Below are 15,101 nucleotides of genomic sequence, written 5' to 3' on the forward strand. Positions count from 1 at the left end.
GATGAGCAGCGGCTTTCCCATTCCCGTCTCGGTGCTGACCGGTTTCCTCGGCGCCGGCAAGACAACGCTGCTCAACCGGCTGCTCAAAGATCCCGCACTCACTGATACCGCGGTCATCATCAACGAGTTCGGCGAGGTGGCGATCGACCATCTTCTGGTCGAGCAGGCCTCCGACGGCATCATCCAGCTGTCAGACGGCTGCCTGTGCTGCACGGTGCGCGGCGAACTGGTCGACACGCTGGCCGATCTTGTCGACCGGCTGCAGACCGGGCGCATCGCCAGACTTGCCCGCGTCGTCGTCGAAACCACCGGGCTCGCCGATCCGGCGCCGGTGCTGCAGTCGATCATGGCGCATCCAGCCCTGGCCCAGGCTTTCCGGCTCGACGGCGTCATCACGCTGGTCGACGCTGTCAACGGCAACGCGACGCTCGATGGCCATGTCGAGGCGGTCAAGCAGGTGGCCGTCGCCGACCGCATCGTTTTGACCAAGGCCGATCTGGCCACCGATGCGGGCGATGTCGAGGCGTTGCGAGCCCGGCTGCGGCAGATCAATCCCGGAGCAATGGTGCTCGAGGCCGGCGACAAAAAAACCGGCGTGGCGGCGCTGTTTGACTGCGGTCTCTACAATCCGGCCACCAAATCCGCCGATGTCCGGCGCTGGCTGGGCGAGGAAGCCGGCCACGACCATGGCGACCACCATCACCATCACGGCGATCATGACGACGATCACCATCGGCATGATTCGCGCGTGCGCTCCTATTCGCTCGTCCATGACGGACCGGTGCCGTTTTCGACGATCGAGATGTTCCTCGACCTGTTGCGCTCGGCGCATGGCGAACGCCTGCTGCGCATGAAGGGCGTCATCGAGCTCGCAGAAGATCCGTCGCGGCCGCTGGTCATCCATGGCGTGCAGAAAATCCTGCATCCGCCGGTGCAACTGGCATCCTGGCCGGACGGCCAGCGTGGCACAAGGCTGGTGCTGATCACGCTCGACATGCCGGAAGACTATGTCCGCCGGCTGTTTGCCGCTTTCACCAATAGGCCGTCGATCGATACGCCGGACCGAGCAGCGCTGGAAAACAACCCACTGGCCATCGCCGGGCGTTGATCCTTAAATTTACGGTTCGCCGCGCTCGACCAGAAAGCGATGGCCGCCGGACATCGCCGCCGTTTCAATCAGCTGGTGGCCGTCATCCGAGCAGAAGGCCGGAATGTCGATGACGGCGAGCGGGTCGGTGGTCTCCAACCAGAGTCGGCTGCCCGGTTTCATGGCAGCCAGCCGTTTCTTGGCCTTGAGCACGGGCAGGGGACAGTTGAGACCCTTGAGATCGTAAATTGCGGTGCGTCCGGCCAAGACGAAGACTCAGCCGCCGAACATGCCGAGCAGCTTCTTCTTCAATTTGCTCACCGTGCCTTCGTCGGCGCTCGCGGCCTGCGTTTCGGCTGCCGGCTCGACGCCCGCGGTGGTGACCGGCTGCTGGGCAGCCTGCTTGGCGGCTTCCGCTTCGGCCAGTGCCTGCGCCTTGGCTGCCGCTTTTGCAGCCTTGGCCTCTTCTATGGCCGCGAACCTTTGCTCCTCGGCCTTCTGCTTGGCGGCCTTTTCGGCGTCGAGTGCCGCCATCTTGCGGCCGGCCGGCGAATCGATGCGGCCCATGCGCGCCGTCTCCGTCACCGAACCGTCGGAGTTGAGCGACGGCGGGTCGATCGGTACGCGTTCACCACGCGCCCGGCGCTTCGACCAGTCGGAAACGATGCTGGCTTCCTTGACGCCGGCGATGGTCGGCTTGGGCGCCGGCACCGAGGCCTTGACCGCGCCGGTAAAGGCTGCGTCGTAGGTGCTCTGGTAGGCGTTGTAGGCGCTCTTCAGCGAATCCGGCTGCGTGGTGGCGGGACAGGCACCGGTCGGATCGAACGTCGCGCCGTCAGCGGCGACCTGGTTGAAGACATAGCGCTTCTCGCAGACGTCGACCTTAGGCGGCACCTTGGTGATCTCGAAATTGTCGTAGCCGACCTTCAGCATCTTCCAGAAGTCGTAGTTCGGATCGTTGCGGTAGCGCGCCATGTTGGCGGCGGTCATGCGGAACGGAAAGGCCTGGATCTGGAACTCGGTCTGCCCACCCTGGAAGGCGTCGCGGCCGAAGGCATAGATCTGTTCGATCTGCGCGTCGGTCATCGAATAGCAGCCCGACGACGAGCAGGCGCCATGCACCATCAGATTGGCGCCGGTGCGGCCGTTGGCGCGGTCATAGGCATTGGGATAGCCGATGTTGAAGGACAGATGATAGTGCGAGCGCGGATTCATCTGCGAGGGACGAACCGTATAGAAACCTTCCGGCGCCTGGCGGTCGCCCTCTGTGTATTTCGGCCCGAGCTTGCCCGACCATTTGCAGATGTCGTAGCTGGCGACCATCTCGTAACGGCCGTTGGTCTTGGCCTTCCAGATTTCGAGCTTGCCCTCTTCCTTGAAGATGCGGGCCATCACCGACGAGGTGCGGACCATGCCCTTGGCCTGCATGTCGGCCAGGATCTTGTCCGGCAGCGGCTTGTTGGCCTCCGGGGCAAAATCCTTCATCGAGGAATCATTGCAGCCGGCAACGCCAAGGGCGGCGATCAGAAGTCCGGTGCGGGCAAGCTTGGCATACATGGGTACGGCTATGTCTTTTTCTCTCGGGCCCCGGCTTCGGCACTGCCGGGTCCGCGCGCTGATCAGTAACGGAGCCTAAGCCCGTTAACCTTGAAAATTCCTTACCGCAAGCTTTGGCCAGCTTCCCTCACGGCAATTTCATTGAGCCGAATGCAGCGGCATTTTTGTGGCGGAATCGTGCCCGGCCGCCACTTTGCCGCGTGGTGACCGGGGCAATTCCAGGGCGATCAAACGTTTTGACAGATCCGGATTGGTCGGGGACTAGTTAATGCTGCCGCCCTCGTTATTGCCATTGCTATTGTTCCCTGGCGGCTTGGAGCTTACCTGAGCCGTTAGGGCTTGCAGGCGGGCCGCTTTGACCAGGGTAGGTTTCTCGTATTTTTTCATCTCAAGTCCCCTAAAAACGCAAAGCATAGTTAGCAGCCGTTAAAGCAAAGTGTCCATGGCGACCCAGTCCCGAACCACAGGATAGTCTACTTTGAACCCGCTGAAGGCGGTAGCGTCTATTGCCACCTGCGGAAATGCGCACAGGGTTCAGGCCGTCACTGTGAAATCAACGAACTGGTCTGCAGTCGGCGTTTCCTTGAAACGATGAAACTAGAGGCTGCGGCCCATCGCCAGGTATTTTTCGCGCCGATGTTCGCGGAAATCCGTATTGGCGCCCGCAAAGTCCTTCATTGTCCTGGCGATGAGGTCGCCGGTGGCGGCAATCACCGTTTCAGCACCTCGATGGGCGCCGCCGAGCGGTTCGGGAATGATGGCGTCGATGATCTTCAGCTCCAGAAGATCCTGGGCGGTGATCTTCATATTGGTCGCCGCATCCTTCGAGCGGGTGGTGTCGCGCCACAGGATCGAGGCGGCGCCCTCGGGCGAGATCACCGAATAGATGGCGTGTTCGAGCATGTAGACACGGTTGGCGGTGGCAATGGCAATGGCGCCGCCGGAGCCGCCTTCGCCGATGACCACCGAGATCGACGGCACCTTCAGGCCAAGACAGGCCGAGGTCGAGCGGGCGATGGCTTCGGCCTGGCCGCGTTCTTCGGCGCCGACGCCGGGATAGGCGCCGGCGGTGTCGACCAGCGTCAGCAGCGGGATCTTGAAGCGGTCGGCGAGTTCCATCAGGCGCACCGCCTTGCGATAGCCCTCCGGCCGCACCGAGCCGAAATTATGCTTGAGCCGGCTGGTCGTGTCGGAACCCTTTTCCTGGCCGATGATCGCCACCGGCTCGCCACGGAAACGGGCGAAACCGCCGACGATCGCCTGGTCCTCGCCAAAATTGCGGTCGCCGGAGAGCGGCGTGAAATCGTTGAACAGGCCCTTGATGTAGTCGACGCAATGCGGCCTGTCGGGATGGCGGGCGACCTGAACCTTCTGCCAAGGCGTCAGCGCCTTGTAGGCATCGCGCAGCGCGTCGCGCGAGCGTTTCTCGAGACGGCTGATCTCATCGCCGACATCGACGGCCTCGCCATTCTCGGCGAGCTTCTTCAGTTCGAGGATCTTGCCTTCGAGATCCTGCACCGGCTTTTCGAAATCGAGGTAATTGTACATTCTTGAGCGGACCGATACGTCGGAAGGCAATGACTGATGGAACCCTGAAATCCTAGGCTCCGCGCGGGGGAACGTTGTCCTCACATAGCGATATGAGGCCTAGTCGGCAAGCGGATGATGATCGTTGACCAGTCGCACCAGCCGCTCTTCCAGCACATGGGTGTAAATCTGCGTGGTCGAGATGTCGGCATGGCCGAGCAGTTGCTGCACGGCCCGTAGATCGGCGCCGTTCTGCAACAGATGGCTGGCAAAAGCATGGCGCAGCACGTGCGGCGATATTTTCGCGGCTGATATGCCGGCCCGGGCGGCAAGGCCTTTGAGGTCGCGGGCAAAGACCTGCCTGGAGAGATAGCCGCTGTCGGAGGCCGCCGGAAACAGGAACGAGCTGTCGGCAAAGGCCGGCACCGTCGCCCGCGCGGCCAGCCATGCCCGCATCGCGGTGCGCGCCTTGGCCGAGAGCGGCACCATGCGCTCCTTGTCGCCCTTGCCGCGCACCATGAAGAAGCGATCGTCGCGCTGGGCCACGGTCACCGGCAGGCCGACCAGTTCGGAAACCCGCAAGCCGGTGGCGTAGAGCACCTCGACCAGCGCGTGCAAGCGCAGCGCCGCCATTCCGTCACCATCGGCCAGGGAGGCATCCAGCGCTTCCTGCGCCGCACGGTCGATCAGCCGGCCGGTATCGGCCTCGCTCATCGTCTTGGGCAGCGGTCGGCCCTTTTTCGGGCTGTCCAGCGTTCCTGTCGGGTCGTCGCCGCGCAGGCCTTCGGCATAGAGGAATTTGAAGAACTGGCGGATCGCCGAGAGTTTGCGCGCCTGCGACGTGGCGGCAAAGCCGCGCGCGGCGACGTCGTCGAGATAGGCGCGGATATCGGCGGCGGCGGCACCGGCAAGCCCACCGCTGATTTCAGCCGAGGCGTCTTCGAGGTCGCGGCGATAGGAGGACAGCGTGTTCTCGGCCGCACCCCGCTCGGCGCTCATCATTTCGAGAAAGGCTTCGATGCGGGCGGCGCTGTTCATCGGTTTAGTTTTTCTTGGGGTTCAGCTTTTCCAAGGGGATGCGCACGCTCATCTCCGCCTTCTTTGGTTCGACGAACATCACCAACGCGAACATCGTGCCATAGGCAATGCCAGCCAGAATCGTGAGCGTCACGACAAAGCGGAACAGTGTCGGCATCAATTTTCGCCCGTCTTCTTGTTCTGCGTTTCCAAACCCAGTGCCCTTATGGGACGCCAATCCGGCCAATTCAAGGACGAAGCTCGCCTGCTGCCTGCTTGACGCAAACTGGCTTTTGATGTCGATACGCCGGCAAAGAGGGTCGTTATGAACGCGCCACCAGCAAATCCTCCCGGCGAGAGCCATGCCGCGCTGCTTGGCCAGCTGGGCAACCGTTCGATTGTCTTTGTCGGTCTGATGGGCGCCGGCAAGACGGCGATCGGTCGCAAGGTGGCAGCGATGCTGGCGCTGCCCTTCGTCGACAGCGACCAGGAGATCGAAAGCGTCTCGCGCATGACGGTTCCAGAACTGTTCGAGCGCTATGGCGAAACCGAATTCCGGGCGCTGGAGCAGCGCGTGATCCTGCGCGTGCTGGAGAATGGGCCGCAAGTGCTGTCGACGGGTGGCGGCGCCTTCATGAACGCACAGACGCGGGAAGCGATCGCCAGCCATGGCGTTTCGGTGTGGCTGAAGGCCGAGATCGAGCTGTTGATGGACCGGGTGTCCAAGAAGCAGAACCGGCCGCTTTTGAAAAGTGCTGATCCCCGCGCCGTGCTCGAGCGGCTGATGGCCGAGCGCTATCCGGTCTATGCCGAAGCAAACGTCACCGTACCGACCCGCGACGACCGCAAGGAGGTCATTGCGGCCGAGGTGGTGAACGCGCTTTGCCGGCATTTCGGTGTTGCCGAGGTTGCAGCAACAGGCGAGGTGCAGTCGTGAGCGTTGGTGAATCAGTCACCGTCGAGGTCGGGCTTGGCGATCGCGCCTACGACATATTGATCGGTCCCGGCCTGCTGTCGCGCGCCGGCGCCGAGATCGCGCACCGCCTGCCCGGCACTCGGGCGGCCGTGGTCACCGACGACAATGTCGCTGCCGCACATCTCGAGACGCTGATGGCCGGCCTCGAAAAAGGCGGCATCCAGCCTGCCGTGATCACGCTGCCGGCCGGTGAGAAGACCAAGAGTTTTGCCCATCTCGAAGAGGTGGTTGACGGCGTGCTGGCGGCGAAGCTGGAGCGCGGCGACGTCGTCATCGCGCTCGGTGGCGGTGTCATCGGCGACCTCACCGGCTTTGCCGCCGGCATCGTGCGCCGCGGCATGAATTTCGTGCAGATCCCGACCTCGCTCCTAGCGCAGGTCGATTCCTCGGTCGGCGGCAAGACCGGCATCAACAGCGCGCGCGGCAAGAATTTGGTCGGCGTCTTTCATCAGCCGAAACTGGTGCTGGCCGACACCGAGGTGCTCGACACGCTGCCGATCCGGGAGTTTCGCGCCGGTTATGCCGAGCTGGCCAAATACGGGCTCATCGACCGCCCGGAGTTGTTCGCCTGGCTGGAACAGAACTGGAAGCAGGTGTTTGCCGGCGGTCCGGAGCGGGCTGAAGCAATCGCCGAGGCTTGCCGCGCCAAGGCCGATGTCGTCGCCCGCGACGAGTTCGAGACCGGCGATCGTGCCTTGCTCAATCTCGGCCACACGTTCGGCCATGCGCTCGAAGCCGCCACCCGCTATGACGGCGCCCGGCTCGTGCATGGTGAAGGCGTCGCCGTCGGCATGGCGCTGGCGCACCGCTTTTCCTCGCGACTCAATCTGGCTAGCCCTGACGATGCGGCGCGCGTCGAGACGCATCTGCGCGCCGTCGGCCTGCCGTGGCGGATGGCCGACATTCCCGGCGAATTGCCGGATGCCGAGGCGCTGCTGGCCTTCATCACCCAGGACAAGAAGGTGTCGCGCGGCGCGCTCACCTTCATCCTGACGCGCGGCGTCGGCCAGGCCTTCATTGCCAAGGATGTGCCGGCGTCCGAAGTGCTGTCGTTCCTTAGGGATAATCACCCGGCGAACAGGAAAGCCGGCTGAGATGGGCACCGGCTGGACCGTCGTCGCCGTCCTTGCCATCTTGATCCTGCTGGTCGTTGCCGTACGCACGCGGCTGCTTGCCATGTTCGGCTACGAGTTGTCACGCATCGAGCCGCAACGCTCGACCCATGACGAATTGCGCGGCGCCGTCGATGATTTTCGTCGCGACGGCCAGGTGGTGCGCGAGGATCGCGACCGCATTGGCGGCCTGTTCGACCTTGCCGAGCTCGAAGTTTCCGACATCATGGTCCACCGCACCAACATGCGTTCGGTCAATGCCGACAATGCGCCGGAAGCGGTGGTGCGCGAGATCCTGCAGAGCCCGCACACCCGCATGCCTTTGTGGAAGGGCTCGCTCGACAACATCGTCGGCGTGCTGCACGCCAAGGATCTGCTGCGGGCGCTGAACGATGTCGGCAACGACTTTTCCAGGATCGACGTGATGAAGATCGCGTCGAAGCCGTGGTTCGTGCCCGACACCACGACGCTGCAGGAGCAGCTCAACGCCTTTCTGCGCCGCAAGGCGCATTTTGCCATCGTCGTCGACGAATATGGCGAGGTCGAAGGGCTGGTGACGCTGGAGGATATCATCGAGGAGATCGTCGGCGAGATCGCCGACGAGCACGATGTCGAGATCCAGGGCGTCAAGCAGGAGGCCGACGGCTCCGTCGTCGTCGACGGCAACGTGCCGATCCGCGACCTCAACCGGGCGCTCGACTGGAACCTGCCGGACGAGGAAGCCACCACAATTGCCGGCCTTGTCATCCACGAGACGCAGTCGATCCCGGAGGAGAAGCAGGCTTTTACGTTTCACGGCAAGCGCTTCACCGTGATGAAGCGAGACAAGAACCGCATTGCAAGGCTGAGGATAAGGCCGGCGGGCGACGCCTAGGGTGTCGGTACAGGCGTCAGCGGAACTGGATCAGACCAAAAGTGCTGGCGGGATATTGCCGCGCGTGCTGCCGCCGGTGCAATGCTCTCTTCGATCGTCAGACGGGAGAGAATTGCATGAATGGCGCCGATGTCCTGTGTGACGTGCTTCTGGCCAACGATGTGACCGTCTGCTTCGCCAATCCCGGCACATCCGAAATGCATTTCGTTGCAGCGCTTGACCGCAAGCCTGAGATGCGTTGCGTGCTCGGACTTTTCGAAGGCGTGGTGACGGGTGCTGCCGATGGCTATGCACGCATGACCGACCGCCCCGCCGCAACGCTGCTGCATACCGGGCCGGGCTTGGCCAACGGCCTGGCCAATATGCACAATGCCCGGCGAGCGCTCAGCCCGATGATCGTCGGCGACCACGCCTCCTACCATCTGCCGCTGGACGCTCCACTCACCAGCGATATCGAAGGCCTGGCGGCGCCGATGTCGAACTGGGTCCGCCGCGTCGATGGCCCGGGCGATGTCGCGCCGGCCGCTCAAGCTGCCTTCCGTGCCTCGCTGACGCCGCCAGGCATCGCCACGCTGATCCTGCCGGCGGATGCGGCCTGGGGCGAAGTTGGCGCGGCCCCCATCGGCAAGGTGAAGCTGGCACCGTCGCCCGCCGTCGACATGAATGCGGTGCGCAAGGTTGCCGCAGCGATCCGCGCCGCGCCTGGGCGTGCCGGCATCATCGTTCGTGGGCGAGCGGCGAGAGCCGACGCGCTTGCGATCGCCGGCCAGATCTCGGCAGCCAGGGACGTCCGTCTGTTCAGTGACGTCCTCGTGGCCCGGATGCAACGCGGCCGTGGGCGCGTCGCACCGACCCGCATCCCCTATCCTATCGATGCGGCAACGGCGCTGCTTGGCGACATCGACGTTCTGGTGCTGGTCGGAACCAGGGAGCCGGTTGCCTTCTTCGCCTATCCGGGAAAGCCGGGACGGCTTGTTCGCGAAGGCTGCCAGGTGCTGACGCTGGCCGCTCATGGCGACGATCTGCATGCGGCGCTGGAAGCGCTGCGCGACGAACTGGGGGTAAAGCCGTGGCAGCAACCGGCCCACGCAGCCGCCTTCCCCGACGAGCCAACGCCGGACGGCAGGCTGACCGACGATGCCATCGCGCTCTCGGTGGCACGGAAGCTGCCCGCCGATGCCATCGTCTGCGACGAAGCGGTCACCTCGGCACGGCTTTTCTTCGCCTTGTCCGCCTTCGCCGCGCCGCACGATTACATGATGGGCACAGGCGGATCGATCGGCGGCGGCATTCCGATGGCAACCGGGGCGGCAATCGCCTGTCCCGACCGCAAGGTGATCAATCTGGAGGCCGATGGCAGCGGCATGTACACGGTGCAGGGGCTATGGACCCAGGCCAGGGAAAAGCTCGACGTGGTGACGATCGTCTTTGCCAACCGGACCTATGCGATCCTGCATGGCGAGATGAAGAATGTCGGGGTGGGCGCGATCGGCGAGAATGCCAGGCGAATGCTGGATCTTAACCAACCCGCGCTGGACTGGGTCTCGCTGGCGAAAGGCATGGGCGTCGAGGCGGCGCGCGCCGACACATGCGAGCGGTTCGATGCGCTGCTGGACAGCGCCCTGTCGCGGCGGGGGCCGTTCCTCATCGAAGCGGTGATCTGAGGTCGCTGCGAAAGGCGAGGGCCGATCCGGTCCTACCAGCGGGTCTTTTCGCCGGGAGCCGCCGGTTCGATCGCCAGCGCATGCACGCCGGCCTTCAATTCGTCGGCAAGCAGTTCGTTGACGGCACGGTGGCGGTCGATGCGGCTCATGCCGGCAAAATTCGGCGAGACGATGCGGACGCGGAAATGCGTCTCGCCGGTGCCGTCATAGGCGCCGTGATGGTCGGAGCCGTGGTGATGATGGCCGGCATGGAGATGGCTTTCATTGACGATCACCAGCCGCTCCGGCGAAAACGCCTTGTTCAGCTTGTCTTCCATCGTTGCCTGTATGGACATCGCCGCTTCTCCTCACCACATCCAGGGTCGCCGCCACTAAATTCGCCATTCGCCGGTTTTATGCCGCGATTCAGCGGTTAGGGCGATCATCGCGAAAATGTCAATTCTTGTTTCGCAGTAGCGAACAGCCCATAAATGGGTGAGATGAAACCGTATCCCAAATATTTCGAGAAGATTCGTGTCCGCCCCGACAAGGATGCGGAACTGAAGTCGCGCTCGCCGATCTGCCAGTGGGATGGCTGCAAGGAGGCCGGCACCCATCGCGCGCCTGTGGGACGCATGAAGGAAGGCGAGTATTTTCAGTTCTGCTTCGATCATGTGCGCGAGTACAACAAGGGCTTCAATTACTTCTCCGGCGTGCCGGACACCGAGATCGCGCGCTTCCAGAAGGAAGCGATGACCGGCCACCGGCCGACCTGGAAGATGGGCGTCAACGGCGCCTCGACGCGTTCGTCGCCTGATATGGCCCAGATGCGTTCCGGCCGCGCCGGCTACTACAATCGCATGCGCGACCCGTTCGACCTGTTCAAAGGGCCGAAGGATCCGCGCGAGGCGCGCGCGCGCAAAGCCAAGCCGCTTGAGGCCAAGGCGCTGGAAACGCTTGGCCTTGATACAAAGGCGACTGGCACAGAGATCAAGGCGCGCTATAAGGAACTGGTGAAACTCCACCATCCGGATGCGAATGGTGGTGACAGAGGTTCGGAAGACCGGTTCCGCGATGTGCTGCAGGCCTATCGCGTGCTCAAGCAAGCAGGTTTGTGCTGAGCGACCTTACGGTTCGTGTCGTTTTCCAACTTTCATAAGGTTGGAAAAGGCTCTAAGACCGCCCCCGAACAAAATAGATTGCCGGCGAAATCAGGCATTTCGCCCGTGGAGACGTTGATAGATATGAACAAGGTCGATCGCGATATCGCCAACCTGCCCGACACGACGGTGTCGGTGAAGGAGAAATTCGGTTTTGAGTCCAAGATGGTGGTGCCGGCGTATTCGGTGACATCAGAGCATGTCCCAGACATCGACCCGGACTATCTGTTCGACAAGAACACGACGATGGCGATCCTGGCGGGCTTCGCCTACAACCGCCGCGTCATGGTGTCGGGCTATCACGGCACCGGCAAGTCGACCCATATCGAACAGGTCGCCGCCCGCCTCAACTGGCCCTGCGTGCGCGTCAACCTCGACAGCCATGTCAGCCGTATCGACCTCGTCGGCAAGGACGCGATCGTCGTCAAAGACGGCTTGCAGATCACCGAATTCCGCGACGGAATCCTGCCCTGGGCCTACCAGCACAATGTCGCGCTGTGCTTCGACGAGTATGATGCCGGCCGTCCGGATGTGATGTTCGTCATCCAGCGCGTGCTGGAATCCTCGGGCCGGCTGACGCTGCTCGACCAAAGCCGGGTCATTCGCCCGCATCCGGCGTTCCGCCTGTTTTCGACCGCCAACACCGTTGGTCTTGGCGATACGACCGGCCTCTATCACGGCACGCAGCAGATCAACCAGGCGCAGATGGACCGCTGGTCGATCGTCACCACGCTGAACTATTTGCCGCACGACAATGAGGTGAACATCGTGCTGGCCAAGGCCAAGCACTATCGCGACGCCAAGGGCAAGGACATCGTCAACAAGATGGTGCGTGTCGCCGACATGACGCGCTCGGCCTTCATCAATGGCGACCTGTCGACCGTGATGAGCCCGCGTACCGTCATCACCTGGGCCGAGAATGCCGAGATCTTCGGCAATATCGGCATGGCGTTCCGGCTGACCTTCCTCAACAAATGCGACGAGCTGGAACGCTCGGTGGTGGCCGAGTTCTACCAGCGTGCCTTTGGCGAGGATTTGCCCGAGAGCGCCGCCAACGTGGTGCTGGGCTAAGCAGAGTCTCGATGGCGGGTCCGGGCGACAACACGCGCAACAAGTCGAAGACGGGGTCTGAAGCCGACAGCTTCAAGCGTGCCGTCACGGTCTGCATGCGCGCCATCGCCGGCGACAAGGAGCTTGAAGTCGGTTTCGCCAAGGACAGGCCGGCGCTCGCCGGCAACCGCGCCCGGCTGCCGGAATTGCCGAAGAAGGCGTCGAAGGACGACATCGCCATCACGCGCGGTCTCGGCGATTCCATGGCGCTGAAGCGCGCCTGCCACGACACCCGCATCCACAACAAGCTTGCGCCGGAAGGCAAGGCCGCCCGCGCCATCTATGACGCGGTCGAGCAGGCCCGCGTCGAGGCCATCGGTTCGCGCGCCATGCAAGGCGTCGCCGACAATATCGGCTCGATGCTCGAGGACAAATACGCCAGGGCCAACCTCATCGACGTCAAGGACAAGGCCGACGCGCCGATCGAGGAAGCGCTGGCGCTGATGGTGCGCGAAAAGCTGACCGGGCGCGCGGTGCCGAAGAGCGGCGAGCGGCTGGTCGATCTCTGGCGCCCCTGGGTCGAGGAAAAGGCCAGTGCCGATCTCGAGGGTCTCTCGGCCAAGCTCGACGACCAGCAGGCCTTCGCCCGTGTCGTGCGCGACATGCTGGCCTCCATGGAAATGGCCGAGGAACTCGGCGACGACCAGGAGACCGAAGACTCGGAAGACAATGACGACAACCAGCCGCAAGGCGAGGAGCAGAGCGAGGAGGGCGGTGAAGACGATTCCGGCTCCGAGCAGTCGCAGTCCGACGATACCGAGGCGTCCGCCGACGATGAGCAGTCGGCCGAGACGGAGGCGTCCGACGCCACCGCCGACGATCTGTCCGACGATGACGACGCCGATGCCGAAACCCCCGGCGAGGCGCGCCGCAACGACAATCCCTTCACCAATCTGCCGAAAGAGATCGACTACAAGGTTTTTACCACCGCCTTCGACGAGACGGTTGGTGCGGAAGAACTTTGCGAGGAAGAGGAACTGGACCGGCTGCGCGCCTTCCTCGACAAGCAGCTCGCCAATTTGTCCGGTGTCGTCGGCCGGCTGGCCAACCGGCTGCAGCGCCGGCTGATGGCGCAGCAGAACCGCTCCTGGGACTTCGATCTCGAAGAGGGCTATCTCGATCCGGCGCGGTTGGTGCGCATCGTCATCGATCCGATGCAGCCGCTGTCTTTCAAGCAGGAACGCGACACAAAATTCCGCGACACGGTGGTGACGCTGGTGCTCGACAATTCGGGTTCGATGCGCGGCCGGCCGATTACCGTCGCCGCCACCTGCGCCGACATCCTGGCGCGCACGCTGGAGCGCTGCGGCGTCTCGGTCGAGATCCTCGGCTTCACCACCCGCGCCTGGAAGGGCGGGCAGGCGCGCGAGAAATGGCTGAAGGATGGCAAGCCGCCGAATCCCGGCCGGCTCAACGACCTGCGCCATATCATCTACAAATCTGCCGACCATCCGTGGCGCCGCGCGCGGCGCAATCTCGGGCTGATGATGCGCGAGGGCCTGCTCAAGGAAAACATCGACGGCGAAGCGCTGTTGTGGGCGCACAACCGCCTGATCGCCCGGCCGGAGCAGAGAAAAATCCTGATGATGATCTCGGACGGCGCGCCGGTCGACGATTCGACGCTGTCGGTCAATCCGGGCAATTATCTCGAACGGCATCTGCGCGCCGTCATCGAGCTGATCGAGACGCGTTCGCCGGTCGAGCTGCTCGCCATCGGCATCGGCCATGACGTCACCCGCTACTACCGCCGCGCCGTCACCATCGTCGATGCCGAGGAACTGGCCGGCGCTATGACCGAGCAATTGGCCTCGCTGTTTGGTGAGGAAAGCGCGCGCGACACACGGCGTGGCGGCCTGCGGCGCGCCGGATGATCTTTTCGCGCGGCGGCTTTCGGCACACGCTTTTCGCCGCCACTGCCTTGTTCGGCATGGCTCTGTCACCGGCCATCGCCGCCGGCCCGGCTTCGGTCGAGCCGCTTGAGATTTCGGCGCGGCCGATCAGCGAATTCCAGATCGGCCACGCCGAGAAACAGTTCGGGCCGCTCGAATTCGTCGGTGGCCTGGAAATGACCTCGCCGTCGCGCGATTTCGGCGCGCTGTCGGCCTTCCGCTTCCTCAAACCGGGCAGCGACTTCGTCGGCGTCGCCGACACCGGTTTCTGGTTTTTCGGCAACGTGGCTCACGATGCCGACAAGCGCCCCTCGGGCATCCAGAATTTCAAGATGCAGCAGATGGTCGACACATCAGGCCGGCCGATCGACAAGAAATGGGAGGTCGACGCCGAAGGCCTCGCGGTCAAGGACGGCATCGCCACCGTCGGTTTCGAGCGCAACCAACGCATCGCCCAGTTCAAAATCGACCCTGACAATATGAAGGCGCCGTTCAAGCAACTGGATTTTCTGGTTCCGGCCCGGGAGATCCGGCAGAACCGCGGCTTCGAGACCGTCACCCACGCCAATCCTTATGGCCAGCATGAAGGCGGGCTGGTGGTGGTGTCGGAAAAGAGCCTGGACAAGGCCGGCAACATCTATGCGGCAATCATCGAGGGGCCGCACAAGGGCGTCTTCACCGTCAAGCGCAATGGCGAGTTCGACATCACCGACGGCGCCTTCCTGCCGGATGGCGATCTTTTGCTGCTCGAGCGCAGTTTTTCGATGGCGAGAGGCGTCAAGATGCGGCTGCGCCGCATCTATGGCGAAAGCGTCGAGAAGGGCGCCGTTGCCGATGGGCCGGTGCTGATGGAAGCCGACATGGGCTACCAGATCGACAATATGGAAGGGCTCGACGTCTGGACCCGCGATGACGGCGCGCTGATGGTGTCGCTGATCTCGGACGACAACCACTCGATCCTGCAGCGCAACCTCTATCTGGAATTCATCCTGCACCAGGATTGAGCGGCGCTCCAACCGCGAACCTGAAGTTGAGGGTTTTCAACGGTGGGTTCGATTGGGTCGAACGCCTCCCCCACTCCGTCGCGGCTTCGCAGCGCCACCTCTCCCCCCTCCGGAGGGAGAGGAAGGGAGTCTGGTTTGGCGAATG

Annotated in this window: 15 protein-coding genes; 9 read left to right on the top strand and 6 right to left on the bottom strand. The window is 63.4% G+C overall.

Annotation, left to right across the window (positions count from 1 at the left end):
* Window position 1: 1 nt before the first annotated feature.
* The gene (locus tag AC1DX6_RS24435) at window positions 2–1,108 is read left to right on the top strand and encodes a CobW family GTP-binding protein (RefSeq protein ID WP_477318076.1); all 1,107 of its coding nucleotides are present in this window, start codon (window positions 2–4) and stop codon (window positions 1,106–1,108) included.
* A gap of 9 nt (window positions 1,109–1,117) precedes the next feature.
* Here the strand turns inward: AC1DX6_RS24435 and AC1DX6_RS24440 are convergent, their stop codons facing one another.
* The 5 genes from AC1DX6_RS24440 to AC1DX6_RS24460 all read right to left on the bottom strand — a co-directional run bounded on the left by AC1DX6_RS24440 (window position 1,118) and on the right by AC1DX6_RS24460 (window position 5,366).
* On the bottom strand, window positions 1,118–1,354 hold the full coding sequence (locus AC1DX6_RS24440; RefSeq protein ID WP_477318078.1) for a sulfurtransferase TusA family protein: 237 nt from the start codon (window positions 1,352–1,354) through the stop codon (window positions 1,118–1,120).
* Between the two features lie 9 nt (window positions 1,355–1,363).
* Window positions 1,364–2,644 (bottom strand): L,D-transpeptidase family protein, encoded by a 1,281-nt coding sequence (locus AC1DX6_RS24445; protein ID WP_477318080.1) that lies wholly within the window; start codon window positions 2,642–2,644, stop codon window positions 1,364–1,366.
* A 597-nt stretch (window positions 2,645–3,241) separates the two neighbouring features.
* The gene (locus AC1DX6_RS24450; protein WP_477318082.1) at window positions 3,242–4,192 is read right to left on the bottom strand and encodes an acetyl-CoA carboxylase carboxyltransferase subunit alpha; all 951 of its coding nucleotides are present in this window, start codon (window positions 4,190–4,192) and stop codon (window positions 3,242–3,244) included.
* A 99-nt stretch (window positions 4,193–4,291) separates the two neighbouring features.
* Window positions 4,292–5,209, bottom strand: coding sequence for a site-specific tyrosine recombinase XerD (locus AC1DX6_RS24455; protein ID WP_477318084.1), 918 nt, complete (start codon window positions 5,207–5,209; stop codon window positions 4,292–4,294).
* 4 nt (window positions 5,210–5,213) lie between these two features.
* On the bottom strand, window positions 5,214–5,366 hold the full coding sequence (locus AC1DX6_RS24460; RefSeq protein WP_477246470.1) for a histidine kinase: 153 nt from the start codon (window positions 5,364–5,366) through the stop codon (window positions 5,214–5,216).
* Between the two features lie 147 nt (window positions 5,367–5,513).
* Here AC1DX6_RS24460 and AC1DX6_RS24465 point away from each other — a divergent pair, with 147 nt between their 5' ends.
* The 4 genes from AC1DX6_RS24465 (at window position 5,514) to AC1DX6_RS24480 (ending at window position 9,814) form a co-directional block, all read left to right on the top strand.
* The gene (locus tag AC1DX6_RS24465; protein WP_477318086.1) at window positions 5,514–6,125 is read left to right on the top strand and encodes a shikimate kinase; all 612 of its coding nucleotides are present in this window, start codon (window positions 5,514–5,516) and stop codon (window positions 6,123–6,125) included.
* The gene (aroB, locus tag AC1DX6_RS24470; protein WP_477318088.1) at window positions 6,122–7,258 is read left to right on the top strand and encodes a 3-dehydroquinate synthase; all 1,137 of its coding nucleotides are present in this window, start codon (window positions 6,122–6,124) and stop codon (window positions 7,256–7,258) included. Before AC1DX6_RS24465 ends, aroB begins: the two co-directional genes overlap by 4 nt.
* Before the next feature lies 1 nt (window position 7,259).
* The gene (locus tag AC1DX6_RS24475; protein WP_477318090.1) at window positions 7,260–8,150 is read left to right on the top strand and encodes an HlyC/CorC family transporter; all 891 of its coding nucleotides are present in this window, start codon (window positions 7,260–7,262) and stop codon (window positions 8,148–8,150) included.
* A gap of 116 nt (window positions 8,151–8,266) precedes the next feature.
* Window positions 8,267–9,814, top strand: a complete 1,548-nt coding sequence (locus tag AC1DX6_RS24480) for an acetolactate synthase large subunit (protein ID WP_477318092.1) — start codon at window positions 8,267–8,269, stop codon at window positions 9,812–9,814.
* Window positions 9,815–9,846: 32 nt separating this feature from the next.
* Here AC1DX6_RS24480 and AC1DX6_RS24485 read toward each other — a convergent pair whose 3' ends face one another.
* A complete protein-coding gene (locus AC1DX6_RS24485; protein ID WP_477318094.1) occupies window positions 9,847–10,149 on the bottom strand; it encodes a BolA family protein in 303 nt (100 codons plus the stop codon).
* Between the two features lie 135 nt (window positions 10,150–10,284).
* Between AC1DX6_RS24485 and AC1DX6_RS24490 the strand changes: the two genes are divergently transcribed.
* The 4 genes from AC1DX6_RS24490 (at window position 10,285) to AC1DX6_RS24505 (ending at window position 14,956) form a co-directional block, all read left to right on the top strand.
* Entirely contained in the window at window positions 10,285–10,914 is a 630-nt protein-coding gene (locus AC1DX6_RS24490) for a J domain-containing protein (RefSeq protein WP_477270937.1), read from the top strand.
* Window positions 10,915–11,037: 123 nt separating this feature from the next.
* The gene (gene cobS, locus AC1DX6_RS24495) at window positions 11,038–12,024 is read left to right on the top strand and encodes a cobaltochelatase subunit CobS (protein WP_379103471.1); all 987 of its coding nucleotides are present in this window, start codon (window positions 11,038–11,040) and stop codon (window positions 12,022–12,024) included.
* Between the two features lie 11 nt (window positions 12,025–12,035).
* Window positions 12,036–13,934, top strand: coding sequence for a cobaltochelatase subunit CobT (gene cobT / locus AC1DX6_RS24500; RefSeq protein ID WP_477318096.1), 1,899 nt, complete (start codon window positions 12,036–12,038; stop codon window positions 13,932–13,934).
* Window positions 13,931–14,956, top strand: a complete 1,026-nt coding sequence (locus AC1DX6_RS24505; protein WP_477318098.1) for an esterase-like activity of phytase family protein — start codon at window positions 13,931–13,933, stop codon at window positions 14,954–14,956. Before cobT ends, AC1DX6_RS24505 begins: the two co-directional genes overlap by 4 nt.
* The last annotated feature ends 145 nt before the right edge of the window (window positions 14,957–15,101 follow it).

The organism is Mesorhizobium sp. P2_C4 (assembly GCF_056404575.1).

Bases quoted from the DNA above. Each gene is read 5' to 3' on its own strand.
- AC1DX6_RS24435 (WP_477318076.1), top strand. From the start codon at position 2: ATGAGCAGCGGCTTTCCCATTCCCGTCTCGGTGCTGACCGGTTTCCTC.
- AC1DX6_RS24445 (WP_477318080.1), bottom strand. From the start codon at position 2,644: ATGTATGCCAAGCTTGCCCGCACCGGACTTCTGATCGCCGCCCTTGGC.
- AC1DX6_RS24450 (WP_477318082.1), bottom strand. From the start codon at position 4,192: ATGTACAATTACCTCGATTTCGAAAAGCCGGTGCAGGATCTCGAAGGC.
- AC1DX6_RS24455 (WP_477318084.1), bottom strand. From the start codon at position 5,209: ATGAACAGCGCCGCCCGCATCGAAGCCTTTCTCGAAATGATGAGCGCC.
- AC1DX6_RS24460 (WP_477246470.1), bottom strand. From the start codon at position 5,366: ATGCCGACACTGTTCCGCTTTGTCGTGACGCTCACGATTCTGGCTGGC.
- AC1DX6_RS24465 (WP_477318086.1), top strand. From the start codon at position 5,514: ATGAACGCGCCACCAGCAAATCCTCCCGGCGAGAGCCATGCCGCGCTG.
- AC1DX6_RS24475 (WP_477318090.1), top strand. From the start codon at position 7,260: ATGGGCACCGGCTGGACCGTCGTCGCCGTCCTTGCCATCTTGATCCTG.
- AC1DX6_RS24480 (WP_477318092.1), top strand. From the start codon at position 8,267: ATGAATGGCGCCGATGTCCTGTGTGACGTGCTTCTGGCCAACGATGTG.
- AC1DX6_RS24485 (WP_477318094.1), bottom strand. From the start codon at position 10,149: ATGTCCATACAGGCAACGATGGAAGACAAGCTGAACAAGGCGTTTTCG.
- AC1DX6_RS24490 (WP_477270937.1), top strand. From the start codon at position 10,285: ATGGGTGAGATGAAACCGTATCCCAAATATTTCGAGAAGATTCGTGTC.
- cobS (WP_379103471.1), top strand. From the start codon at position 11,038: ATGAACAAGGTCGATCGCGATATCGCCAACCTGCCCGACACGACGGTG.
- cobT (WP_477318096.1), top strand. From the start codon at position 12,036: ATGGCGGGTCCGGGCGACAACACGCGCAACAAGTCGAAGACGGGGTCT.
- AC1DX6_RS24505 (WP_477318098.1), top strand. From the start codon at position 13,931: ATGATCTTTTCGCGCGGCGGCTTTCGGCACACGCTTTTCGCCGCCACT.